The sequence below is a fragment of the Paenibacillus septentrionalis genome (assembly GCF_042659865.1).
In the GTDB taxonomy this organism is placed as follows: Bacteria; Bacillota; Bacilli; order Paenibacillales; family Paenibacillaceae; genus Pristimantibacillus; species Pristimantibacillus septentrionalis.
Window position 1 is genome coordinate 472,750 of record NZ_JBHSTE010000005.1, and the last position, 23,180, is coordinate 495,929.

Here is a 23,180-nt window from a genome sequence, read left to right on the forward strand (position 1 = left end):
CCCTCTCTTAGAGTACCTTAATACATTAAAACAGCTGCCCGTACCCATCAGCTGTTTTTTCAAATACACCTCGTATTTCCACATGCTCTGTTTCAATAATCGATTTTACTTGCTCAAGGGCGTCCGCTGGAAAATGAATCGACAACGCACAGCCTGCTGTAATTTCCTTTGGCGTTGGACATATATCGATCTCGATTTCTGCATATTCTAGTAACATCTCTGCTCGCAATGCTTGCTGAGTCGAATCAAATGCAATAAGCATATTCAATAGAACAATAGCCCCTTTCTTTAATGGAAGTATAAATTGAATACTTCGGCACCATACTGGTATTATATTTTGTTTCAAGAAAGGAAACTTACAAGAAACAATGGATACAAATCAACCTATTAAAATTCCATATAACTCACCGATGATCCGAAGCCTATTGCAGCAGGAGCTCACTAACCTGTTACAGCAAGCTCTTTCCCATCAGCAGATTGTTGTGATCTGTATTGGTACGGACCGCTCTACAGGCGATTCGCTTGGCCCGCTAGTTGGATCTTCTTTGACCAAATACCGCTCCAGCTTTATGCATGTATATGGTACGATTGCAGATCCGGTACATGCGCTTAATCTCGCTGATACATTAACCAACATTCATAAACAACATCCGGATCCGTTTATTATCGGCATTGACGCATGCTTGGGGCAAGCTACAAGTGTGGGCTGTATCCAGGCTGGTTCAGGTCCAGTCCGTCCTGGTGCAGGCGTCAACAAAGACTTGCCTGCGGTTGGCGATATACATGTTACTGGTATAGTTAATGTTGGTGGCTTTATGGAATACTTTGTTTTGCAAAATACCCGTCTTCATCTCGTAATGTCAATGTCTGAAATCATTTCCCAGTGCCTGTACTATGCAATCTCCAAGCACTATCGCAACCTAAACAGCAGCGATCATCCACACTCGACTGGTGTTCATTAAAGCGCTTAGTCACGATAAGTATAACTAGTTGGCTTCATCAATTACTTTGCGCTCTTCTGGTGTTAATGAATAGTTTGATTGACCCTTTTGAATAGGCTTGCCATATACATACATGCCTTCTCTGCTGTATATGCTTGTTAGCACGACTCCATCCTTCTCATCGTTCGTAATAGCAAGTGAAAAACTTAAGTCGCTTCCCGAATCTGCAAAAGCGTTATAGCGGTGTATCGCAACTTTGCTTTTTAACTGCGGCATGCGCTGCTCTAACGCTTCAATTTTTTGTTTGGAAGCATTAATCTCTTCCTTGTAGCGATTTTGCTCCTGCTTAATTCCGATTAATACCTCTTCTAGGTTTTCAACACCTGTACTGTCCATCATCGCACGATAGGAACGAGTCAGTTTTTTCAGTTTAAAGCTCAAGCCGATCAACAATATGGTTTGGATAATAATAATAATAGCGACTGCTGCAACAATGATATCCATGTATTCACTTACCAACTCGTTTTCTCCCCTTCAGACCTCGTTTAACAGCTTGCAATGTTAGTATTGTTCTATAATTTCCTTAACTGCAAAAACTAATGCATCTATATCTTTCACCGTTGTTTGTACACCTACACTGGCACGTACAGCACCGCGCTCATTTGTTCCAGCAGCAGCATGCGCTGTTGGCGTGCAATGAAAGCCCGAGCGAACTGCGATATGATAATGCTGATCGAGAATAAATGCCATCTCAGATGGATCGATATGAGGAACATAAAAGGATACTATACCCGTTCGCGGTTCACCTAACGCTGGTCCCAAGCACTGAACACCATCGATGCCCATCAGGCCCTCTAGAAGCCGCTGTGACAGCTCCCACTCATGGCGATATATTTGATCTACACCTTGCTTCTGAATATATGCTACACCAGCTGTAAGCCCTGCTATGCCTGCCGTGTTCTGTGTTCCAGCCTCATAGCGATCAGGACGCACTAACGGTTGATGCGGTGCTTCGGATTGACTGCCTGTCCCACCTTGCATAAGCGGCTGCAGGTCGATTTCAGGCGATATATACAGTGCTCCCGTTCCCTGTGGACCTAGCAAGCCTTTGTGCCCAGGGAAAGCTAACATATCAATGCCGAGCTGCTGCACATCAATCGGAATGATGCCAACACTTTGCGCTCCATCCACGAGAAGCTTGGCATCATGCTGGTGTACGATCTCACTAATTTCTTTTATCGGCATAATCGTTCCTAACAAATTTGAGCTATGATTGACAACGACAAGTGTCGTATTCGATTTCATACTCGCCTTCAGCTGATCGAGATTGTAATTTCCTCGTTCATCAGCATCAATATAGGTCACTTCGATACCTTTCTGCTCCAAATTATAAAGTGGTCTTCTCACCGAATTATGCTCAATAGAACTGGTGATCACATGATCACCTGGTTTAACAAATCCTTTAATCGCCATATTCAGGCCCATCGTAGTGTTGTGAGTAAAAGCAATATCATTAGGATTAGCAATGTTCAATAGCTTGGCCAGCTGCTTTCTGCCGTTGAATAATATTCGACTTGCCTGTACAGCCATTGCATGACTGCCTCTACCAGGATTGGCGCTATAAAGCCTCATCGTCTCAGCTACCGCATCGATTACACTGTCTGGCTTTGGCCAAGAAGTTGCCGCATGATCTAAATATATATACGCTGCATGTTCAGTCAATTTCCATCCCTCCATGCTAATAATGGCACATCTAAGTTTAATCCTTTAGGTAAAAGATTACAACTTGAATGTGCCATAATTGTTATTCATCTCGCTCTATGTTTGCAGCAGCTCAAGAATACGCTCCAGATCCTGCTTATTATAATATTCCAGTTCGATTTTCCCTTTGTTTTTAGACTGCTTTATTTTAACGCCCGTTTGAAACCTGTCTCGAAGTGTTGACTCTACGCTTTCAATAAAAGGATCACGTTTCTTCACTTGTTCCTTTTTCTTTTTCAGCGGTTTTCGGCTTGCGAGCTTATTAATTTCATCCTCTAACTCACGAACACTCCATTCACCCTCGACACACTGCTTGGCTAACTCCAGCTGAAGCTTCTCTTCCTTCACGCCAACAATTGCTCGCGCATGCCCCATAGATAATGTTCCACGTGAAACATGATCCTTGATCGATTCCGGTAAGCTTAGCAAACGAACGAAGTTTGCAATATGTGAGCGTGACTTTCCGACCTTCAATGAAAGTTCTTCCTGTGTCAAGTTGAATTTATTCATCAGCGCTTCGTAGGCAATCGCTGTTTCGATTGCATTCAAATCCTCACGCTGTAAATTTTCGATTAACGCCATCTCCATCACTTGCGAATCACTTAATTCACGAACGACCGCCGGTATTCGTTCATTGCCACATAGCTGAGACGCCCGAAAACGGCGTTCTCCAGCAACGATCTCAAAACCACGCAGCACCTTGCGTACAATAATCGGCTGAATGACACCCTGTTGCTTAATCGATTCTGCTAGCTCACGAATCGCATCATCATCAAATGTTTTACGCGGCTGATAAGGATTGGGGCGAATATCGCTTAATGGTATGCGAACGACTTCCTCTTCGTCTGTTTCCATCGGTAGAAACAGCGCATCTAGACCTTTACCTAGAGACTTTTTCATACGATATCACTTCCTTAGCTAGTTCAAGATACACTTCTGCCCCTTTGGATTTTGGATCATAAGAAATAATAGCTTGACCATGTGAAGGAGCTTCACTGAGCCGAACATTACGAGGAATGACGGTTTGGTAAACCTTCTGCTGGAAGTACTTCTTCACTTCCTCAATCACTTGCAGCCCCAAATTCGTTCGAGCATCAAGCATCGTTAACAGAACCCCTTCAATCTGCAACGAAGTATTTAAGTGCTTTTGCACCAATCGTACCGTATTCAACAGCTGGCTTAAACCTTCGAGTGCATAATACTCACATTGAATGGGAATCAATACGGAATCAGCAGCAGTTAATGAATTGATTGTTAGAATTCCTAGTGAAGGCGGACAATCAATCATCACATAATCATATTGGTCTCTGATCAACGCTACCGCCTTTTTTAAGCGTTGTTCACGTGATATCGTTGGAACTAGCTCAATCTCAGCTCCTGCAAGCTGAATCGTTGCAGGAATAATATGAAGCAATGGTATAGCTGTTTCTAATATTGCTTCACTCGGATGTGCCTCATTGACAAGCACATCATATATGCAATTCGCAACGTCGCCTTTATTAATACCAAGGCCGCTCGTTGTATTTCCTTGCGGATCTATATCGATTAGCAGCACCTTTTTACCTAACGATGCCAAACAAGCAGACAGATTCACTGATGTTGTCGTCTTCCCGACACCGCCCTTTTGATTCGCAATCGCAATAACCTTAGACATCCTTCTCACCTCATGTTTACAACTATTGGAGAAATGGCATGACTACTAGCAATAAAGCAGTAATGTGGCCGTTCTTTATGTTATTTTTTGTTTTTCGGAATTTGAATCACGATTTCATAATGATCGTCATGATCCTCTTCCTTCGTTTTAATTGCTAAGCCAGATCCAGATACCATTTCTATCGATTGACGAATCGTATTGAGGGCAAGCCGAACATCCTTAGTAAACGAAATTCGTTTCGCTTTCTTCGGCTTCGACGCTTCCTTAAGAAATGCAATACGTGCTTCTGTCTGCTTGACATTCCAATCATTTTTAATTATATCTTCTAGAACCTTCAACTGCTGTTGCTCTGATTCCAATGAAAGCAATGCACGAGCATGACGCTCCGTAATGTGACGTTCCATAAGTGCCTGCTTGACCATCTCTGGCAAAGCAAGCAGCCTTAATTTATTAGCAATCGTTGATTGGCTTTTTCCCAAACGCTGAGCCAAACTCTCCTGTGTAAGCTGATGCAGCTCGAGCAACCGTTGATAAGCTACAGCCTCTTCCACTGCAGTTAAGTTTTCACGCTGCAGATTTTCAATTAGAGCAATCGATGCGGTCTGGGCATCGTTGAATTCGCGTATAATGGCTGGAATGGTCTCCATACCAAGCTTTGTAACGGCTCTCCATCTGCGCTCACCTGCAATAATTTCATATTTATTATTGCGCACTCTTACTACAATAGGCTGAATTACTCCATGCGTGCGAATGGTTTGACAAAGCTCATCTATGCGTTCGTCATCGAATACCGTTCTTGGTTGAAACGGACTTGTTACAATCTCACTAAGTGGAATCTGTTTAACTTCCTCTTGATTTGATTTCGACTCAGCGAATCCGAACAACTTAGAAATTTGATCCTTCATATTGACTATAACCACCTAATCATGTGATGAAAAAACAATTGAACCGTCATTATTCATATGAAACGCGTGAACCTATGCTAGGATTCATTTCGATAACATTTCTATTAATAATTCGACTGCAAATGCGAATAATCCTGCTCTTTCATCAAAACTATGACAAAATAAAAATAGCAACTAACACCGTTAGTTGCTATTATAACCTGTAAGTCATCTCTATGGATACCTTATTATTGTTTCACGTGGAACAATTATTTGACAAGTGGTTGTTTCAGAGGTGTTCCAGCCTTGCGTGGATACTTTTTGGGAGTAGTTGCCAGCTTCTTAATGCACACAATATGACGCTCAGATTGCTCATTAGGAAGCTTAAGTTGATATTCCTGTATAACCTTGCCCTTCAGCTCTGAAAGGCTGTAGGCAGCCTCCTGTAGCTCCTCACCCAAGCTCGCACCCTTCATGCTTGCAAAAATACCGTTAGGCGCAGTAAATGGCAAACAAAACTCATTAAGCACAGCAAGCCGTGCTACTGCACGAGCCGTTACCAATTCAAAAACATCTCGATACTGAGGCAAACGGGCAATATCTTCTGCTCGACCATGAACCGCTTCGATCTGCTCAAGACCGAGTTCCTCAATAAGATGCTTCAGAAAATTGATTCGTTTGTTCAATGAGTCGACAATCAACACTTCCAGATGAGGAAATACGATTTTCAGCGGAATACTAGGAAAGCCTGCTCCTGATCCAATATCGGCAAGATTGCGCTTCTCCTTCATATCCACAAAAAATGCTAATGAAATGGAGTCATAGAAGTGCTTTTCATATACGGCATCACGCTCGGTAATGCCGGTTAAATTCATCTTTTCATTCCACTCCACAAGTAGCTCATAATAGCGCTCAAGCTGAGTCAACTGTCGATCATCAAGCACAATATCGTGAGCAGCAAGCTGCTTTGTAAACCATGCAATTGTTTGGTCCATTATGATCCTTTCGCAGCCGTTACTCGGTTATAATGCTCCAAGTAAATAAGCAGGACAGAAATATCAGCAGGTGTTACGCCACCGATACGGCTCGCTTGACCAATGGACAGCGGGCGAATAAGCTCAAGCTTTTGTCTTGCTTCATTGGCTAATCCTTTAATATCATTGTAATCAATATCTTCTGGAATGCGTTTGCGTTCCATTTTATTCAAGCGCTCGACCTGATGCATCTGCTTCTCAATATATCCTGCATACTTAATTTGAATCTCAACCTGTTCCTTCATTTCTTCTGTTAGCTCATAAGGAGACGGCGAGATTGTTTCAAGCATCGCATACGTAATTTCAGGACGACGAAGCAGCATAATGATGCTTCCACCTTGAGAAAGTTCTGCAGATCCCGCTTCTTCAAGCAGTTCCTTTGCATCAGAAGGCTTAATTTTCGTCTCATGCAGACGCTGGATTTCCATCTCCACAAGCTCCTTCTTATTCAAAAAGGCTTGGTAGCGCTCTTCTGTAATCAAACCGATTTCATAGCCTAGCGGTGTTAAACGAAGATCCGCGTTATCATGGCGAAGCAGCAGACGATATTCTGCGCGAGACGTTAGCAGACGATACGGATCATTTGTCCCTTTCGTAACCAGATCGTCAATCATTACGCCGATATACCCGTCAGCACGACCAATAATAACGGGATCCTTGCCCTGTACCTTACGGGCAGCATTAATGCCTGCAATAATGCCTTGTCCTGCAGCTTCCTCATAGCCGGATGTACCGTTAAGCTGACCCGCTGTGAATAACCCTTCGATTTTTTTCGTTTCAAGCGAAGGCCACAGCTGAGTTGGAACGACGGCATCGTATTCAATCGCGTAACCGTTGCGCATCATCTGTGCATTTTCAAGACCTGGAACGGATCTAAGCATATCAAGCTGTACATCCTCAGGCATACTCGTTGAAAAGCCCTGCACATAATATTCAAGCGTATTGCGTCCTTCAGGCTCAAGGAAAATTTGATGCTTCGGCTTGTCGGCAAAACGCACAATTTTATCTTCAATAGATGGACAATAACGCGGTCCTGTTCCTTCTATCGCACCAGAAAACATTGGGGCACGATGCAAATTATCGTTAATTATTTTGTGTGTAGCCTCTGACGTATACGTTAACCAGCATGGAATTTGCTCCACATTGGATTCCTTTGTCTCATAAGAGAAAAACTTCGGATGCTCATCCCCTGGCTGTATTTCAGTTTTGGTAAAATCGATCGTCTCCCCATTAACACGCGGCGGTGTGCCTGTTTTGAAACGAACTAGCTCCAGTCCATGCTCCTTTAAGCATGCTGCAAGCTTAACAGACGGCTGCTGGTTGTTCGGTCCGCTTTCGTACATCAGCTCACCCATAATAATTTTACCGCGCAAATATGTGCCTGTTGTAATAACAACCGCCTTGGCATAATAACGAGCTCCTGTCTGCGATATGACACCAACGCAGCGGCCATCCTCGACAATCAGCTCATCGACCATTCCTTGACGCAAGGTCAGATTTGGTGTTGACTCTATTGTTTTTTTCATTTCATGCTGATATAAAAACTTATCTGCTTGTGCGCGCAGTGCATGAACAGCTGGGCCTTTTCCAGTATTTAGCATACGCATTTGAATATACGTTTTATCAATATTGCGTCCCATTTCACCACCTAGCGCATCAATTTCGCGCACGACATGTCCTTTGGCAGGACCGCCAATTGAAGGATTGCATGGCATAAACGCTACCATATCCAGGTTTATCGTCATAAGCAGCGTATCACAGCCCATCCGCGCTGACGCAAGTGCCGCCTCACAGCCTGCGTGCCCAGCACCAACAACGATGACATCATATTCCTTCGCAGTATATCCCATCATGATAACCTCCCTTTACTTGTAACATCACGTTAACAGACTTTAGCTGCCTCTATGCAGCTCGTATGCATGAAAAAACGAAACATTATACCTTAGCCTTGCTATGCAAGCTGCTTAACTAAAGGCACTACCTACTTGCCTAAGCAGAACTGCGAGAAAATCTGATCGATTAAGGAATCTCCCGCTTCATCTCCCAATATCTCGCCTAGTGCTTCCCATGCCAGTCTCGCATCAATTTGTATAACATCAATAGGTATGCCTGTATAAGTCGCCTCTATCGCATCCTGCATCGATTGCTTCGCTTTCTTTAGTAACGAAATATGACGTACATTGCTCACATAAGTCAGATCATTCGCTTCAAGCTTGCCTTCAAAGAACATATCACTAATCGCCTTCTCCAGCTGATCCAATCCTTCTTGCTGCAACATAGACATTTTAACAATAGAACCCCCATTAAGAAAAGGGATAACCTCATCCAAATTTAATTTTGCTTCAAGATCCATCTTATTCACGATTACAATCACGCTTCTACCTTGTAACGATTCAAGCAGCTCGCGATCCTCTTCCTGCAGTGCTTCATTATTGTTTAAGACAAACAGTACCAAATCCGCTTCCGTAATGGCATCTCTTGAACGCTCAACCCCGATCTTCTCTACGACATCGCTTGTCTCGCGAATGCCTGCTGTATCCAGCAAGCGAAGCGGTATACCATTTAACGTAACATACTGCTCGATCACATCACGTGTAGTGCCTGGTATATCAGTTACAATAGCACGATTTTCTTGACTAAGGGTATTCATAAGAGACGATTTCCCAACATTGGGACGTCCAACAATTGCCGTTAATATGCCTTCACGCAATATTTTACCTTCGCTTGCCGTTTTGAGCAGCTGCTCAATTTCAACTATCGTCTTCTCACATTGTTCGCGAATATATGCACTTGTCATCTCTTCTACATCATGCTCAGGATAATCAATATTAACCTCGATATGGGCCAGAAGCTCAATAACATTTTGGCGAAGCGCCTTAATTTTGTTTGAAAGCACCCCTTCTGCCTGCTTGCGCGCTACTGCAAAGGCGCGATCCGACTTCGAACGAATAAGATCAATAACTGCCTCTGCCTGCATGAGATCAATACGTCCGTTCAAAAAGGCACGTTTGGTAAACTCGCCTGGCTCTGCAATTCGAATATCATCCTGCTGCAGCAGCACATCCATAACGCGAGCAACTGCAATTACACCACCATGTGCATTAATTTCTACAACGTCCTCTGCCGTAAAGGAACGCGGACCTCTCATAAGTGAAACAAGCACTTCCTCTTCCTTCTCGCCTGTTGCCGGATTTACAATATATCCATAATGAATCGTATGGGAAGCTGCTTCACGCAGCGGTTGCTTTGCTTTGAAAATGCGATCTACGCCTTCAATTGCCTTAGGCCCGCTGACGCGAATAATTGCAATTCCGCCCTCACCAACGGCCGTAGCGATCGCAGCGATTGTATCATGCTCAACCATTTTGCATTCACCTCTCAAATCTATGGTCAAAGGTTTCTCTATTAAACGGAAAACAGCAATGACTTCAACAGTCATTGCTGCACCCCTATTCTATCTACATGTATGTTTCATTCTACTTACTTCAAAGTAATGACAACGCGACGATTCGGTTCGTCGCCCTGACTAAAGGTACGTACCTTTGGATGACTTTGCAGCTGAGAATGAATGACCTTACGCTCATGCGGCACCATTGGCTCAAGAACGACTTCCTTCCTTGTCCGAATGACTCGTCCAGCCAAGCGATCCGATAGCTCTTCCAGAGTTTTGCGACGACGTTCTCTAAAATTCTCAGCATCCAAAACAATTCGAATATGATTGTCCGAATAACGATTAGCAACAATGGTTACTAGATACTGCAGTGCATCTAATGTTTGACCACGACGGCCAATAATCATGCCTAGGTCACCACTGCATGAGATCGAAAGCTGCAGACTATCCTTTGTCTGTGACCATGTTAATTGAACATCAAGTCCCATTGCATGGGCAACGTCACGAATAAAACGCTCAGCTTCTTCCTTAGGATCAGGAATTAATTCAAGCTCAACCTTAGCATCCTTTGAACCAATCAATCCTAGAAAGCCCTTGGCAGGCTGCTCAACTACGACAACCTTTACGCGATCTTCAGTAACTTGCAGCTGTGTCAATCCATTTCGAACCGCATCCTCGATTGTCTTTCCTGATGCTAGAACTTTTGTCATTTCGCAAGAACCTCCTTCTTCTCTTTCCCTTTACGGTTCGGTAGTACATATAGGAAGTAATTTTGAATAATAGTGTAAAGGTTACTGAATACCCAGTATAGCGGAAGTGCCATTGGGAAAGACAGCGACATTACAAAAATCATAATTGGGAAAATCCCAAGCAGAATCGACATACCCGGCATTTGCTGCTGCTGTGTCGCCTGCATCATTTTGGTTTGAACATATGTCGTGATTGCTGCAATAAGAGGCAAGAAATACCATGGGCTTGTCTCATTTAACGTCCAGCCAAACAACACGCTTGACCGTAGATTCTCATTCCAATAAATCGCGTTATACAGCGCAATGAAAACCGGCATTTGAATCAATAGCGGCATACAGCCAGCTAATGGATTAACGTTATGGACTTGATACAGCTTCATCATTTCTTCTTGCATTTTTTGCGGATTGTCCTTGTGCTTTGTACGCAGCTCAGTAATTTGTGGCTGCAACGCTTGCATCGCTTTTGAACTTCGATATTGCTTTAACGTTAGCGGCAATATTAAAGTACGAACAACAATAGTCAGCAATAAAATGGCAAGCACATAGCTGCCAGAAAACCAATCAGCAAACGTATCCAATGTTAAAGCGAAATAGTAAACGACATTACGCTCCCAAAAATTTCCCTCAAGCAGGTTTTCAGTCGTCATGGTGTGATCTACTTCAGGCACACAGCCTGCCAATAAGCTGATTGATAACAGCAGACCAACCACTAATATCCATTTTCGATTGTTACGAAGCAACATGCAATCTCCTCTCTGAGAGCTAGTACATAAATCTCAACTTAGACTATACCATAAATTATTCCACAAATAAACAGCCGTTAACCGCTTTCGAAATGGTTGATTCGTCAAGTTTGTGACTATGCTGAAAAATGCACTATCTTCTATCTTTCACAGTAGCTGTTCTAGGGCTTTTAGGTCTGCTGTCCTTCAACAATCCAGCCTTGCGAAGCACATGCTTAATCGAACGCTCCAGCTCTGAATGACTCATCGAAACGGCAGGCTTTCTTACTATTAAAATGAAATCGACATTCGGCACGATCTGTGCCTCCATATGCCGGACGATTTCCTTTATTAAACGACGCATTCGATTACGTACCACTGCATTTCCAATTTTTTTGCTGGCAGAGATGCCTACACGGAATGGCTCTGCAATAGGCTGCTTGGACCAATATACGACGAATTGACCGTTCGCAAACGATCTTCCCCCTCGATATACACGACTATAATCCTCACGATTTCGTAAACGTAGCTTCTTGCGCACCGATCTGGTCACCATTCCTTCTATAATAAAGTAGCTCGACGATTAATCTGAAACAAGTTTACCCCAAGCATAAAAAAAAGACCACCGAGTGTGGTCTTCTGTTTTATGCGCTTAGCACTTTTCTTCCTTTTTGACGACGAGCTGCTAAAACCTTACGTCCATTTTTGCTGCTCATACGTTTACGGAAACCATGCACCTTAGCACGTTTGCTTACATTTGGCTTAAATGTAGGACCCATTATGCTGCACCTCCTATACACTTCTTATCCAAACGCGTTCCTCCAAAATTGGGCTCCCGCGCTTAATAGACATTTAAAAACACGCTTTTTTCATTAAACCATGTCAGCACCAAAAAGTCAATCAAAGCCAATAGGTAAAAGCTGCACATTAGCAGTTTGCGAATAGGAACCTTTTATATTGTGGATAACTAAAATACCCCTTCATTCGACGCTATCTGTATAGCATGTGGATAGTTTAAAACAGTTTCTTTCGAGTGCTGTCGAAATTTGCACACAATATAAACAATATCTTGTGTTGTAGATAACTTTTGTACACAACCTATTGACATTGTGGATAAAATAGCGAATTCCATTGAAATACAAGGCATCTTTTGCTATGATAGTAATGTTTTCGTTGTGGATTATTTAGAATTACAACAAGGTTATTAACAACCTGTGGATAATATTGTGTACAACATCTTGCATATATGAATAACTTATTTTGAGCATATCTGCTTAATGTGGACAACTTCTTCCGATACAATCTAAATTTCGACATCAACACAAGCCAGCCTTGAACCTGCATTTTTATTGATAAGGAGTGACAGTCTGTGGATAGCCATACTCATGATATATGGCAGCAAGTATTGTCCATCATACAAACGAAGCTTAGCAAACCAAGCTATGATACTTGGTTTAAAGCCACTAAAGCGAAATTTGTTGATGAATCATTACTTGAAATTATCGCGCCAACAACGTTTGCTGCGGAATGGCTAGAAAATAAATATACCAATCTTATTAAATCGACACTTTATGACTATTTGGGTCGCAATATTAACATCACGTATTCAATCGGTGAGCCAAAAACAGCAGAACAAGCCGTGGTTTTTCCGCCTAAACAGCCTGCCAGTCCTGGTATCGTAGAAGAAGCTCCTTCCAATATGCTCAATCCCAAATATACGTTCGATACCTTTGTCATTGGCACAAACAATCGTTTCGCTCATGCTGCATCGCTTGCCGTTGCAGAAGCACCTGCCAAGGCCTACAACCCTTTATTTTTATATGGTGGCGTTGGATTGGGGAAAACGCATCTTATGCATGCAATCGGACATTATATTATGGAACATAACCCGAATACACGCGTGCTTTATATTTCATCTGAAAAATTTACGAATGAATTTATTAATGCGATTCGCGACAGTCAAGGGGAAAGCTTCCGCACCAAATATCGAAATATCGACGTGCTGTTAATTGACGATATTCAATTTATTGCGGGTAAAGAGCAAACCCAGGAAGAATTTTTCCATACCTTTAATGCGCTGCATGAGGAACGCAAGCAAATTATTATTTCCAGTGATCGGCCTCCGAAGGAGATTCCAACGCTTGAGGAACGTCTAAGATCGCGATTCGAATGGGGTTTGATTACAGACATTCAGCCGCCGGATCTCGAAACGAGAATCGCCATTTTGCGCAAAAAAGCAAAGGCTGAAAACCTTGATATTCCGAACGAAGCGATGAACTATATTGCCAATCAAATCGACACCAACATTCGCGAGCTGGAAGGTGCGCTAATTCGCGTTGTAGCCTATTCTTCGCTCATTAACGCTGATATAACCTCGCATTTGGCAGCAGAGGCGCTGAAGGATATTATTCCATCCTCTCGTCCTCGCATGATTACGATAAATGATATTCAAGCGAAGGTCGGTGAGTTTTACGGGTTGAAGCTTGAAGATTTCAAAGCGAGAAAACGGACTAAAGCCGTTGCATTTCCACGTCAAATTGCGATGTACTTATCGCGTGAGCTAACTGATTTCTCTTTGCCGAAAATCGGTGAAGCTTTTGGCGGACGAGATCATACGACTGTTATCCATGCCCATGAAAAAATTTCGCAGCTCATTCAAACCGATCAGGAGCTATATAAAATCATTACAAATATCACTGAAAAAATTAAAAATTAAATGTGAACAACTAAACAAGCCTATGCACACGCTATGCACATGTGGATAGGCTTGTTTTATCCGCTATATTAGGGGTTATCCACATATTCAGTGCCCCTACTGCTACTACTACTAATTTTTAAACCAATATCATCTATTAGAAACGAGGAGATCGCGTTGAAACTAACAATAGCGAAACAAGAGCTCAATCAAGCAATCCAAAACGTTGCAAAAGCTATTGCAGCACGTCCAACTATTCCAATTCTAGGCGGAATAAAAATTGATGTTACCCATCAAGCTGTAACCTTAACAGCTAGTGATACTGATATATCTATTCAAAACTTCATTCCTGTAGAACAAAATGGACAAATTATTGCTGAGATTGATAAACCAGGCAGCGTCGTGCTACCCGCTAAATTTGTAGTCGAAATCGTAAAAAAACTGCCTTCAGATCAAGTATCTATTGAAGTTAGCCAGCATTATCAGACATTAATTCGTTCCGGTTCAACTGAAATTCAAATGGTAGGTCTTGATCCAGAAGATTTCCCAGTGCTTCCAAGCATTGAACAGGATCATGTATTGCAGGTCCCTGGGGAGCTTATCAAGTCCATGATCAGACAAACTGTTTTAGCAGCTTCCACAAGCGAGCAAACACCCATTTTGACAGGTGTGTTATGGAATTTACAGCAAGGCGAGCTAAAATTTACTGCAACTGACCGTCATCGTCTCGCAAGTCGTAAAACAAAAGTTGAAGCTGGGGATGATTTTCGTTTCAGCAACATCGTTATTGCAGCCAAAACATTAAATGAGCTGTACAAGCTGATTCCTGATCAGCATTCTCCAATCGATATTGTCGTAGCAGACAATCAAGTGCTGTTTAAACTTGACCAAATCTTATTTTTCACAAGAATTTTGGATGGTACGTATCCGGATACTTCAAAAATCATTCCATCTGACTTTGAAACAGAGATTGTACTAGATACGAAAAACTTGATGGAAGCAATGGATCGTGCTTATTTGATGTCACGTGAGGAAAAAACGAATATCGTACGCTTAACAACAATTGACAACAATACAATAGAGATTTCCTCCAGCTCAACTGAGCTTGGTCGAGTTACCGAGCAAATCGAGGCCATCGACTACAAAGGTGAATCGCTGCGGATTGCATTCAACTCGAAATATATGCTCGATGTATTAAAGGTTATAGATAGTGAAAAAATTGTTATTGGATTTACGGGAGCAATGCGGCCTATTATTATTCGACCGCTTGATCACGATTATTGCGTATACGTTATTTTGCCGTATCGTACAACAGGCTAGGAGGAAGCAGTGTGAAGGAAATTGAGATATCCACAGAATATATCGCACTTGGCGCATTTCTAAAGCTGTCTGATTGCATATCCACAGGTGGACAAGCTAAATTTTTTCTACAGGAAGCAGAAGTGTTAATAAATGGTGAGCCGGATCAGCGCCGTGGTCGCAAGTTATACCCTGGGGATAACGTTGAAGTGGAAGGGCACGGAACATTTGTAATCGTCGCTTCAAAATGATGATCGTCCGGGAGGCAAAAAGGTGCGACTTCAATCAATTAAGCTAAGCAATTATCGGAACTACGAGTCACTGGAGCTTGAAACACCAAGCATGGTCAATGTATTTTTAGGTTCGAATGCGCAGGGTAAAACCAATTTGCTAGAAGCGATTCTTGTGCTTGCCCTGACCAAGTCGCACCGCACCTCCAAAGACAAGGAGCTAATCGGCTGGCAAGGCGATCACGCTTATATTGGCGGTGTAGTTGATAAGAAATACGGTAGACTTTCTCTAGAGCTTTCCTACAGCCAAAAGGGAAAAAAAGCGAAGCTGAACGGGCTTGAGCAGCGAAAGCTAAGTGATTATGTTGGTGGACTCAACGTCGTGATGTTTGCACCAGAGGATCTCGAAATAGTAAAAGGCACGCCAGGTGTACGAAGACGATTTCTGGACATGGAAATTGGTCAAGTGCAGCCTGGCTATCTGCATTGGCTTCAGCAATATCACAAGGTGCTGCAGCAGCGAAACAATGTATTAAAAAATGGTCAACATCTCAGAGATGCTGCAATGCTTGAGGTGTGGAACATGCAATTCGCCGAGTATGGTGTTAAAATAATGATGAAACGGCAACACTTTATAAAAAAGCTCCAAACGTATGCTCAGCACATTCATGCGGGCATTACGAACGGCGCTGAGCAGCTTAGGCTCGCCTATAAGCCATCGCTTGAGAGTGAGCATTTGCAAGATGAAGCTATGTTATTCGAGCAATTTATGGTAAAGTTAACACAGGTGAAAGACCAAGAGTTCCGAAGAGGCGTTAGTCTTGTCGGGCCACATCGAGACGATATCGCATTTTTTATAAATGATAAAGAAGCCCAAGTTTTTGGCTCACAAGGACAGCAGCGAACGACCGCTCTATCTATTAAGTTGGCCGAGCTGGAGCTTATTCATGAGGAGATTGGCGAATATCCAATTCTATTACTGGATGATGTGTTGTCTGAGCTTGACCGCAATCGTCAGACACAGCTGATTGAGACGTTCCAGAGCAAGGTACAGACCTTTATTACAACAACAGGTCTTGAGAGTGTTGATATGGATCGGCTTCATCATGCAGGCATCTATTACGTAAAGAATGGAGAAGTGAGCTTAACTCCGGAATGAGGTGGAATGATGTATATTCATGTAGGTGGAGAAAAAATAGTTCGAACTTCAGAGATTGTTGCTATTTTCGATATTACGATCGAAAGCTCTTCCAAGCTGTCTAAGCAGTTCATGACCGGCGCCGCAAAGCGCAAGGAAATAGAAACGATAGGCGAAGAAGAAGCGAAAAGCATTGTCATCACATCGAATAAAGTAATTTACTCACCGATCTCATCTTCAACATTGAAGAAGAGAGCACATCATTTTGCAGCATTGTAATCGGAATGACTGATTTGATTGATTTTAGATGGATTAGCAGTTGAGAGGAGCAGTGAACGTGCATGTCTTTGGAACAACACACGTATGATGAGAGTCAGATACAAGTACTGGAGGGACTGGAAGCGGTCCGCAAGCGTCCTGGTATGTATATTGGCTCAACAAGCGGAAAGGGTTTGCATCATCTTGTATGGGAGGTCGTCGATAACAGTATCGATGAAGCGCTAGCTGGCTTCTGTACGAAAATCGATGTGATTATTCATGAGGATAATCGCATTACTGTTATTGATAATGGACGCGGTATTCCTGTAGGGATGAACACCAAGCTTCAAAAATCAACGCTTGAAGTCGTACTAACCGTGCTGCATGCAGGAGGAAAATTCGGCGGTGAAGGCTACAAGGTTTCTGGTGGTCTGCATGGTGTCGGGATTTCTGTTGTAAATGCGCTATCTGAGCATGTACAAGTTCAAGTTAAGCGAGACGGTCATCTCCATCAACAAGAATATGTACGCGGTGTGCCGCAGTACGATATTAAAGTCCTTGAAAATACAGATGAGACGGGTACAACGGTAACCTTTAAGCCAGATCCTGAAATCTTTACAGAAACAACCGAATTCGAGTATGAGACGTTGCAAACTCGTATTCGTGAGCTTGCGTTTCTGAATAAAGGGATTATGATCACGCTAAAGGATGAGCGAACAGATCAATATGAAGAATTCCACTATGAGGGCGGTATTAATGAATTTGTTAAATACTTAAACCGTCATCGTGAATTGCTGCATGAGGAGCCAATCTATGTAGAGGGCAATCGTGACAACATTCAAGTGGAAGTTTCGTTGCAATATAACGCAAGCTATTCAGAATATATTTATTCCTTCGCCAACAATATTCATACACATGAGGGCGGTACCCATGAATCAGGCTTTAAGGCTGCCTTAACACGTATTATTAACGATTATGCGCGTAAAATGAGCATGCTGAAGGACAATGATTCCAACTTTACAGGCGATGATGTACGTGAAGGATTAACGGCGATTATCTCAGTTAAAATTCCTGAGCCGCAGTTTGAAGGACAAACGAAAACAAAGCTTGGAAACAGTGAGGTTCGCGGAATCGTAGAATCGTTATTCTCTGAAAAATTCCAGGAGTTTTTGAATGAGAATCCAAGCGTTTCCAAAAAAATCGTGGAAAAAGGGCTGCAGGCTGCTAGAGCTCGTGAGGCTGCGAAGAAAGCACGCGAGCTGACTCGCCGTAAAAACGTGCTGGAGGTTGGCTCACTGCCTGGTAAGCTGGCTGACTGCTCGTCTAAGGATGCTTCGATTAGCGAGTTGTACATCGTAGAGGGTGACTCTGCGGGTGGATCAGCTAAGCAAGGACGGGATCGTCACTTCCAAGCGATTTTGCCGCTTCGTGGTAAAATTCTTAACGTTGAAAAGGCGCGTCTTGATCGCATATTGGGCAATGCCGAGATTCGTGCTATTATTACGGCGCTTGGAACAGGGATTGGCGAGGATTTTGATATTGAGAAGGCAAGGTACCATAAAGTCATTATTATGACCGACGCCGATGTCGATGGAGCGCATATTCGGACACTTCTGCTTACGTTCTTCTATCGCTATATGCGTCAAATTATTGAAGCGGGCTTTGTATACATTGCTCAGCCGCCGCTTTTCAAAATTGAGCGTAATAAAGTGGTGCGCTACGCCCTTACTGAAAAAGAGCGCGACGCCATTGTAGAAGAGCTGGGCGAGGGCAATAAAATCAATATTCAGCGCTATAAAGGCTTGGGCGAGATGGATGCGACTCAGCTGTGGGAAACAACGATGGACCCAGAAAGTCGTACCATGCTTCAGGTATCCATCGCTGATGCAATGGAAGCTGACAAGATCTTCGATACGTTAATGGGCGATAATGTAGAGCCGCGTAGAGATTTCATTCAAAAATATGCAAGATACGTAACCAATCTGGATTTCTAAGATGAATTAGATTGGATAAGGATGCTGTAAATGCGATATTGATCGCTTTTGCAGCATCTTTTTTGTATCAATCGTTGTATTTACAGCAAGACAGTGCAGTTAATGAATGGTATAATATAGTTTGGTACTCTTATATTATGAGAACCGTAAGGATGGGAACTTAGTCGAAAGCACGCGTCATTCTTATATCCTTTCTCCCTTGTTTGCTTAGCTGCATAGTTGGAGAAAATAGGAATAGGATCTATGACGTTAGGGAGGTAAAGCATGGCCGAGGAAAGAATGTCAATTGTGAATCGTGATATAGGTACGGAAATGCGCGATTCGTTTATGGATTATGCCATGAGCATAATCGTAAGCCGCGCGCTGCCAGATGTAAGAGATGGGCTAAAGCCCGTGCATCGTCGTATTCTATACGCGATGTCAGACTTAGGCATGTCGCCGGATAAACCGTATAAGAAATCAGCCAGAATCGTAGGAGAAGTTATCGGTAAGTATCATCCGCATGGTGATTCTGCTGTATATGAATCTATGGTTCGTATGGCACAGGACTTCTCCATGCGCTATACGCTTGTTGATGGGCATGGTAACTTTGGATCTGTTGATGGTGATATGGCAGCGGCCATGCGTTATACAGAAGCAAGATTATCGAAGATGGCAATGGAATTGTTGCGTGACATCAATAAAGAAACGATTGATTTTACTGACAACTACGATGGTGAAGAGCGAGAGCCAGTCGTTCTTCCTTCACGATTCCCGAATTTGCTTGTAAATGGGGTTACAGGTATTGCAGTAGGTATGGCTACGAGCATTCCACCTCATAATTTGAATGAAGTAATTAATGGCGCGCAAGCGCTAATACGCAATCCTGAGTTAACATCTCTTGAACTTATGGATTATATATCGGGCCCTGATTTTCCGACATCAGGCTTTATTTTAGGACGAGCTGGTATCAGACAAGCGTATTTGACAGGACGTGGCTCGGTTACGATGCGTTCACGCTGTGAAATCGAGGACCATAACGGCAAGGCTCGTATTATTGTTACGGAGCTGCCGTACCAAGTTATTAAAGCTCGTCTAATTGAAAAAATTGCTGAGCTTGTTCGCGAGAAAAAACTCGAGGGCATTACAGATTTGCGCGATGAGTCTGATCGCAACGGAATGCGTATCGTGATTGAATTGCGTCGTGATGTAAATCCGAATGTTGTTCTGAACAATCTATACAAGCAAACTCAGCTTCAGACTAATTTCGGGATTAATATGTTGGCACTTGTAAATGGCGAACCAAAAACGTTGAACCTTCACGATATGCTGTATCATTACCTGCAGCATCAAATCGAAGTCATTCGTCGTCGTACAGAATTTGAGCTGAAAAAGGCTGAAGCACGTGCTCATATTTTGGAAGGGTTGCGCATAGCTTTAGACCACCTGGATGAAGTCATTACGCTCATTCGTTCCTCTCAAACAGCAGATGAAGCGCGTGAAGGCTTGATTCAGCGCTTTGCCTTAACTCATGAGCAAGCGCAAGCGATTCTAGATATGCGATTGCAGCGTTTAACAGGTCTGGAACGAGACAAGATCGAAGCGGAGTACGAGGAGCTAATGCGCAAAATTAGCGAGTACCGCGCGATTTTGGCAGACGAGCAGCTTGTGCTTGAAATCATCCATGAAGAGCTGGAAGAGATTAAGCAGCGTTTCGGCGATGAGCGCCGTACTGAAATTACAGCTAGCGATGAGGAGATTTTGGATGAGGATCTTATTCCTCGTGAAGAAGTATTAATCTCCATCACACATTCTGGCTACATTAAGCGCCTGCCTGTATCTACGTATCGCAGCCAAAAACGTGGTGGACGCGGTGTAGTGGGGATGGATACGAAGGAAAATGACTTTGTGGAGCATTTATTTGTAACGAACTCCCATCATTTCTTGCTGGTGTTCACCAACAAAGGCAAGGTTTACAAGCTAAAAGCTTACGAAATTCCAGAATTAAGCCGTACCGCTCGTGGAACACCAATCATTAACCTAATCCAGATTGAACAGGGAGAAACGATTAATGCGGTTATTCCGGTTGAGTCATTCAATGACGAACAATTCCTGTTCTTCGCAACCAAGCAAGGGATTGTTAAAAAGACACCGCTTAGCGATTATGTAAATATTCGCAAGGTTGGCTTAATCGCTATATCACTGCGTGAGGAAGATGATCTGGTAGGTGTAAAGCTGACAGATGGTACGAAAGAAATTATGCTTGGCACCAGCCACGGGATGTCGATTCGCTTCTCGGAGAAAGATGTTCGTTCAATGGGACGTTCAGCAACCGGCGTAAAAGGCATTCAGCTAGTGGATGATGACCAATTGATTGATATGGACGTTGTAGCAGAAGGTCGCGAGGTGCTGGTCGTTACATCTAACGGCTATGGCAAACGTACACCGGAGAGCGAGTATCGTCCGCAAAATCGTGGTGGTATCGGGATTAAAACGATCAACCAAACAGAGGAGCGCGGCTTAGTTGTAGCTTTGAAGCTGGTTGATGATCAAGAAGATCTGATGATTATGACGGCTTCCGGAACGTTGATTCGCATGAGCATGGAGGATATCAAATCCATGAAGCGTGACACGATGGGGGTTAAGCTCATCAATACACGCGAGGATGATATTGTATCGACGGTTACACGTGTAGAAAAAGAGGACGATGCAGATTTACCTGAAAATGAAATAGAAGACAACGAGCCAGTAATAGAACCATCATCTCCTTCATCTTCATCTGAAAATCAAGATCAATAAACTGTATGCTAATTGAGCTGGAAAGGAAGAAGAGGACCTATGGTATCTGTCAAAGTTGATCAGCTTAAACTAGGTGAAAAATTACTTGAAGATGTCCTCACTCCACTAGGAAGCACCTTGTTATTAAAGGAGAAGGTTATTACAGAGCGCGATCTCAATATTTTAACCGCCTTTATGGTCGATAAGGTAGAGATCGCCTCCAGTGCGCCTGAAGATGAGCAGCTTAAGGAAGAGATTCCGAAACACAAAGTGCCGGTCAGCAATTTCAATCGCGAGTATGAAAAGATTGTAGAGTTGCTGCGGAAGGTTTCTCAGCTTGTACTTGCGAGTCAGCCTATTCCGCTTTTGGATATTCGCAATCAGCTCAACACTATTTTTGAGCATCTTGGTGAATATAATCCGATAACCTACACACCGACTTTTACAGACAATGAGGATTATTTGCTCCATAAAAGCGTCGTTACTTCTTTAACGTCGTATTTAATGGCGCGATGGGTCGGGTTACCGCAAAAAGATTGGATGCAGGTTGCATTAGCTGGTCTGCTAATGGATATTGGCAATGTCAAAGTTGATGCAGATATTCTGAATAAGCCTAGTAAATTAACCGAGCATGAAAAACAACAAATTCAAATGCATACGATATATGGTTATCAAATTTTGCGTTCGATAACAGGATTAAATGACGGAGTAAAGCTAGCAGCTTTGCAGCATCACGAACGAGTTGATGGCTCTGGCTATCCGAACAAATTTGTAGGCAGTCAGCTGCACCCTTATTCCAAAATAGTTGCAGTAGCTGATATTTATCACGCTATGACGCTTAATCATGTATATCGCAAGCCAATTTCACCTTATCTTGTACTTGAACAAATCCAAAGTGATGCCTTTGGCAAGCTTGATCCTGTAAACGTGAGAATGTTTATTGAAAAAGTAACAAACTTTAATACAGGAACTAGAGTAAGGCTAAGTGATGGTCGAGTAGGCGAGATTGTATTTTTCGAGCGTGACCATCCAACAAGACCATGGGTCTCTGTTGGAGGAACGATTGTCAATTTGACGATTGAAAGAAGTTTGCATATAACGGAAGTGATCTAAACCTATAGCCTCAATATCTAGCATGAGCATGTAGTCGTGCACTAGATATTGAGGTTTTATATATTTCGACAAAATCTTTTGAAAAACACTTGCAATGTGTAGTCGATTCGTGGTATATTATTTCTTGTCGCCGCGAGAGATTGCGAGAGACACACGAAACAAAACGTTCGCATCACGAAGTGATATGAACGGCATTGTTCCTTGAAAACTGAACAACGAGTAAGAACTGCCATCAATCATTCAACCCCGTTGGGTGATTGATAAAAGCGAAATAAATGAGCAATCAAACACTTTAATGGAGAGTTTGATCCTGGCTCAGGACGAACGCTGGCGGCGTGCCTAATACATGCAAGTCGAGCGGAGTTGATAGGAAGCTTGCTTCCTTGAGACTTAGCGGCGGACGGGTGAGTAACACGTAGGTAACCTGCCCATAAGACTGGGATAACATTCGGAAACGAATGCTAATACCGGATACGCAAATGGATCGCATGATTCGTTTGGGAAAGGCGGAGCAATCTGTCACTTATGGATGGACCTGCGGTGCATTAGCTAGTTGGAGA

Annotated in this window: 22 protein-coding genes and 1 rRNA gene; 10 read left to right on the forward strand and 13 right to left on the reverse strand. The window is 43.0% G+C overall.

Annotated features, from left to right (window positions below; translation table 11 throughout):
• Positions 1-25: 25 nt before the first annotated feature.
• On the reverse strand, positions 26-262 hold the full coding sequence (locus tag ACFP56_RS17015; protein ID WP_379236796.1) for a DUF3343 domain-containing protein: 237 nt from the start codon (positions 260-262) through the stop codon (positions 26-28).
• A 106-nt stretch (positions 263-368) separates the two neighbouring features.
• On the opposite strand from ACFP56_RS17015, the gene yyaC reads away from it, so the two are divergent.
• A complete protein-coding gene (gene yyaC, locus ACFP56_RS17020; RefSeq protein ID WP_379236720.1) occupies positions 369-962 on the forward strand; it encodes a spore protease YyaC in 594 nt (197 codons plus the stop codon).
• A gap of 24 nt (positions 963-986) precedes the next feature.
• Here the strand turns inward: yyaC and ACFP56_RS17025 are convergent, their stop codons facing one another.
• The 12 genes from ACFP56_RS17025 to rpmH all read right to left on the reverse strand — a co-directional run bounded on the left by ACFP56_RS17025 (position 987) and on the right by rpmH (position 11,915).
• Entirely contained in the window at positions 987-1,460 is a 474-nt protein-coding gene (locus ACFP56_RS17025; protein ID WP_379236722.1) for a DUF4446 family protein, read from the reverse strand.
• Positions 1,461-1,502: 42 nt separating this feature from the next.
• The gene (locus tag ACFP56_RS17030) at positions 1,503-2,663 is read right to left on the reverse strand and encodes an aminotransferase class V-fold PLP-dependent enzyme (protein WP_379236724.1); all 1,161 of its coding nucleotides are present in this window, start codon (positions 2,661-2,663) and stop codon (positions 1,503-1,505) included.
• A 96-nt stretch (positions 2,664-2,759) separates the two neighbouring features.
• On the reverse strand, positions 2,760-3,602 hold the full coding sequence (locus ACFP56_RS17035; RefSeq protein WP_379236726.1) for a ParB/RepB/Spo0J family partition protein: 843 nt from the start codon (positions 3,600-3,602) through the stop codon (positions 2,760-2,762).
• Positions 3,583-4,356 carry a ParA family protein gene (locus ACFP56_RS17040; protein ID WP_379236728.1) on the reverse strand — a complete coding sequence of 258 codons (774 nt, stop codon included), beginning with the start codon at positions 4,354-4,356 and terminating at the stop codon, positions 3,583-3,585. The genes ACFP56_RS17035 and ACFP56_RS17040 overlap by 20 nt, the downstream gene beginning before the upstream one ends.
• An 80-nt stretch (positions 4,357-4,436) precedes the next feature.
• A complete protein-coding gene (gene noc / locus ACFP56_RS17045; protein ID WP_379236730.1) occupies positions 4,437-5,261 on the reverse strand; it encodes a nucleoid occlusion protein in 825 nt (274 codons plus the stop codon).
• Positions 5,262-5,509: 248 nt separating this feature from the next.
• On the reverse strand, positions 5,510-6,235 hold the full coding sequence (rsmG, locus tag ACFP56_RS17050; protein WP_379236732.1) for a 16S rRNA (guanine(527)-N(7))-methyltransferase RsmG: 726 nt from the start codon (positions 6,233-6,235) through the stop codon (positions 5,510-5,512).
• Positions 6,235-8,124 carry a tRNA uridine-5-carboxymethylaminomethyl(34) synthesis enzyme MnmG gene (gene mnmG, locus ACFP56_RS17055; protein WP_379236798.1) on the reverse strand — a complete coding sequence of 630 codons (1,890 nt, stop codon included), beginning with the start codon at positions 8,122-8,124 and terminating at the stop codon, positions 6,235-6,237. Before mnmG ends, rsmG begins: the two co-directional genes overlap by 1 nt.
• Before the next feature lie 131 nt (positions 8,125-8,255).
• Positions 8,256-9,638: a tRNA uridine-5-carboxymethylaminomethyl(34) synthesis GTPase MnmE gene (gene mnmE / locus ACFP56_RS17060; protein WP_379236734.1), complete on the reverse strand. Its 1,383-nt coding sequence runs from the start codon at positions 9,636-9,638 to the stop codon at positions 8,256-8,258.
• A gap of 116 nt (positions 9,639-9,754) precedes the next feature.
• Positions 9,755-10,375 carry an RNA-binding cell elongation regulator Jag/EloR gene (gene jag, locus ACFP56_RS17065; protein ID WP_379236737.1) on the reverse strand — a complete coding sequence of 207 codons (621 nt, stop codon included), beginning with the start codon at positions 10,373-10,375 and terminating at the stop codon, positions 9,755-9,757.
• Positions 10,372-11,157: a YidC/Oxa1 family membrane protein insertase gene (locus tag ACFP56_RS17070; protein WP_379236739.1), complete on the reverse strand. Its 786-nt coding sequence runs from the start codon at positions 11,155-11,157 to the stop codon at positions 10,372-10,374. The genes jag and ACFP56_RS17070 overlap by 4 nt, the downstream gene beginning before the upstream one ends.
• A 133-nt stretch (positions 11,158-11,290) precedes the next feature.
• Complete coding sequence (gene rnpA, locus ACFP56_RS17075; RefSeq protein WP_379236741.1) at positions 11,291-11,677, reverse strand: ribonuclease P protein component; 387 nt, start codon at positions 11,675-11,677, stop codon at positions 11,291-11,293.
• 103 nt (positions 11,678-11,780) lie between these two features.
• On the reverse strand, positions 11,781-11,915 hold the full coding sequence (gene rpmH, locus ACFP56_RS17080; protein WP_251670803.1) for a 50S ribosomal protein L34: 135 nt from the start codon (positions 11,913-11,915) through the stop codon (positions 11,781-11,783).
• 590 nt (positions 11,916-12,505) lie between these two features.
• Here rpmH and dnaA point away from each other — a divergent pair.
• The 9 genes from dnaA to ACFP56_RS17125 form a co-directional block, all read left to right on the forward strand.
• Positions 12,506-13,852 (forward strand): chromosomal replication initiator protein DnaA, encoded by a 1,347-nt coding sequence (gene dnaA, locus ACFP56_RS17085; RefSeq protein WP_379236744.1) that lies wholly within the window; start codon positions 12,506-12,508, stop codon positions 13,850-13,852.
• Positions 13,853-14,008: 156 nt separating this feature from the next.
• Positions 14,009-15,151 (forward strand): DNA polymerase III subunit beta, encoded by a 1,143-nt coding sequence (gene dnaN, locus ACFP56_RS17090; RefSeq protein WP_379236746.1) that lies wholly within the window; start codon positions 14,009-14,011, stop codon positions 15,149-15,151.
• An 11-nt stretch (positions 15,152-15,162) separates the two neighbouring features.
• Entirely contained in the window at positions 15,163-15,381 is a 219-nt protein-coding gene (gene yaaA, locus ACFP56_RS17095; RefSeq protein ID WP_379236748.1) for a S4 domain-containing protein YaaA, read from the forward strand.
• 22 nt (positions 15,382-15,403) lie between these two features.
• A complete protein-coding gene (recF, locus tag ACFP56_RS17100; RefSeq protein ID WP_379236751.1) occupies positions 15,404-16,519 on the forward strand; it encodes a DNA replication/repair protein RecF in 1,116 nt (371 codons plus the stop codon).
• A gap of 9 nt (positions 16,520-16,528) precedes the next feature.
• On the forward strand, positions 16,529-16,777 hold the full coding sequence (remB, locus tag ACFP56_RS17105; protein ID WP_379236753.1) for an extracellular matrix regulator RemB: 249 nt from the start codon (positions 16,529-16,531) through the stop codon (positions 16,775-16,777).
• Positions 16,778-16,839: 62 nt separating this feature from the next.
• Positions 16,840-18,750: a DNA topoisomerase (ATP-hydrolyzing) subunit B gene (gyrB, locus tag ACFP56_RS17110; RefSeq protein ID WP_379236755.1), complete on the forward strand. Its 1,911-nt coding sequence runs from the start codon at positions 16,840-16,842 to the stop codon at positions 18,748-18,750.
• Between the two features lie 264 nt (positions 18,751-19,014).
• On the forward strand, positions 19,015-21,528 hold the full coding sequence (gene gyrA / locus ACFP56_RS17115) for a DNA gyrase subunit A (protein ID WP_379236757.1): 2,514 nt from the start codon (positions 19,015-19,017) through the stop codon (positions 21,526-21,528).
• Between the two features lie 39 nt (positions 21,529-21,567).
• Positions 21,568-22,620 carry an HD-GYP domain-containing protein gene (locus ACFP56_RS17120; protein ID WP_379236759.1) on the forward strand — a complete coding sequence of 351 codons (1,053 nt, stop codon included), beginning with the start codon at positions 21,568-21,570 and terminating at the stop codon, positions 22,618-22,620.
• 292 nt (positions 22,621-22,912) lie between these two features.
• Positions 22,913-23,180: ribosomal RNA gene (locus tag ACFP56_RS17125) — 16S ribosomal RNA — on the forward strand; the annotation flags it as partial.

Excerpts from the sequence above, each read along its gene's own strand:
- gyrB (WP_379236755.1), top strand. The coding sequence starts at position 16,840 with ATGTCTTTGGAACAACACACGTATGATGAGAGTCAGATACAAGTACTG.
- gyrA (WP_379236757.1), top strand. The coding sequence starts at position 19,015 with ATGGCCGAGGAAAGAATGTCAATTGTGAATCGTGATATAGGTACGGAA.
- mnmG (WP_379236798.1), bottom strand. The coding sequence starts at position 8,124 with ATGGGATATACTGCGAAGGAATATGATGTCATCGTTGTTGGTGCTGGG.
- ACFP56_RS17040 (WP_379236728.1), bottom strand. The coding sequence starts at position 4,356 with ATGTCTAAGGTTATTGCGATTGCGAATCAAAAGGGCGGTGTCGGGAAG.
- ACFP56_RS17070 (WP_379236739.1), bottom strand. The coding sequence starts at position 11,157 with ATGTTGCTTCGTAACAATCGAAAATGGATATTAGTGGTTGGTCTGCTG.
- ACFP56_RS17120 (WP_379236759.1), top strand. The coding sequence starts at position 21,568 with ATGGTATCTGTCAAAGTTGATCAGCTTAAACTAGGTGAAAAATTACTT.
- ACFP56_RS17035 (WP_379236726.1), bottom strand. The coding sequence starts at position 3,602 with ATGAAAAAGTCTCTAGGTAAAGGTCTAGATGCGCTGTTTCTACCGATG.
- remB (WP_379236753.1), top strand. The coding sequence starts at position 16,529 with ATGTATATTCATGTAGGTGGAGAAAAAATAGTTCGAACTTCAGAGATT.
- noc (WP_379236730.1), bottom strand. The coding sequence starts at position 5,261 with ATGAAGGATCAAATTTCTAAGTTGTTCGGATTCGCTGAGTCGAAATCA.
- jag (WP_379236737.1), bottom strand. The coding sequence starts at position 10,375 with ATGACAAAAGTTCTAGCATCAGGAAAGACAATCGAGGATGCGGTTCGA.
- ACFP56_RS17015 (WP_379236796.1), bottom strand. The coding sequence starts at position 262 with ATGCTTATTGCATTTGATTCGACTCAGCAAGCATTGCGAGCAGAGATG.
- rpmH (WP_251670803.1), bottom strand. The coding sequence starts at position 11,915 with ATGGGTCCTACATTTAAGCCAAATGTAAGCAAACGTGCTAAGGTGCAT.
- mnmE (WP_379236734.1), bottom strand. The coding sequence starts at position 9,638 with ATGGTTGAGCATGATACAATCGCTGCGATCGCTACGGCCGTTGGTGAG.
- yyaC (WP_379236720.1), top strand. The coding sequence starts at position 369 with ATGGATACAAATCAACCTATTAAAATTCCATATAACTCACCGATGATC.
- rsmG (WP_379236732.1), bottom strand. The coding sequence starts at position 6,235 with ATGGACCAAACAATTGCATGGTTTACAAAGCAGCTTGCTGCTCACGAT.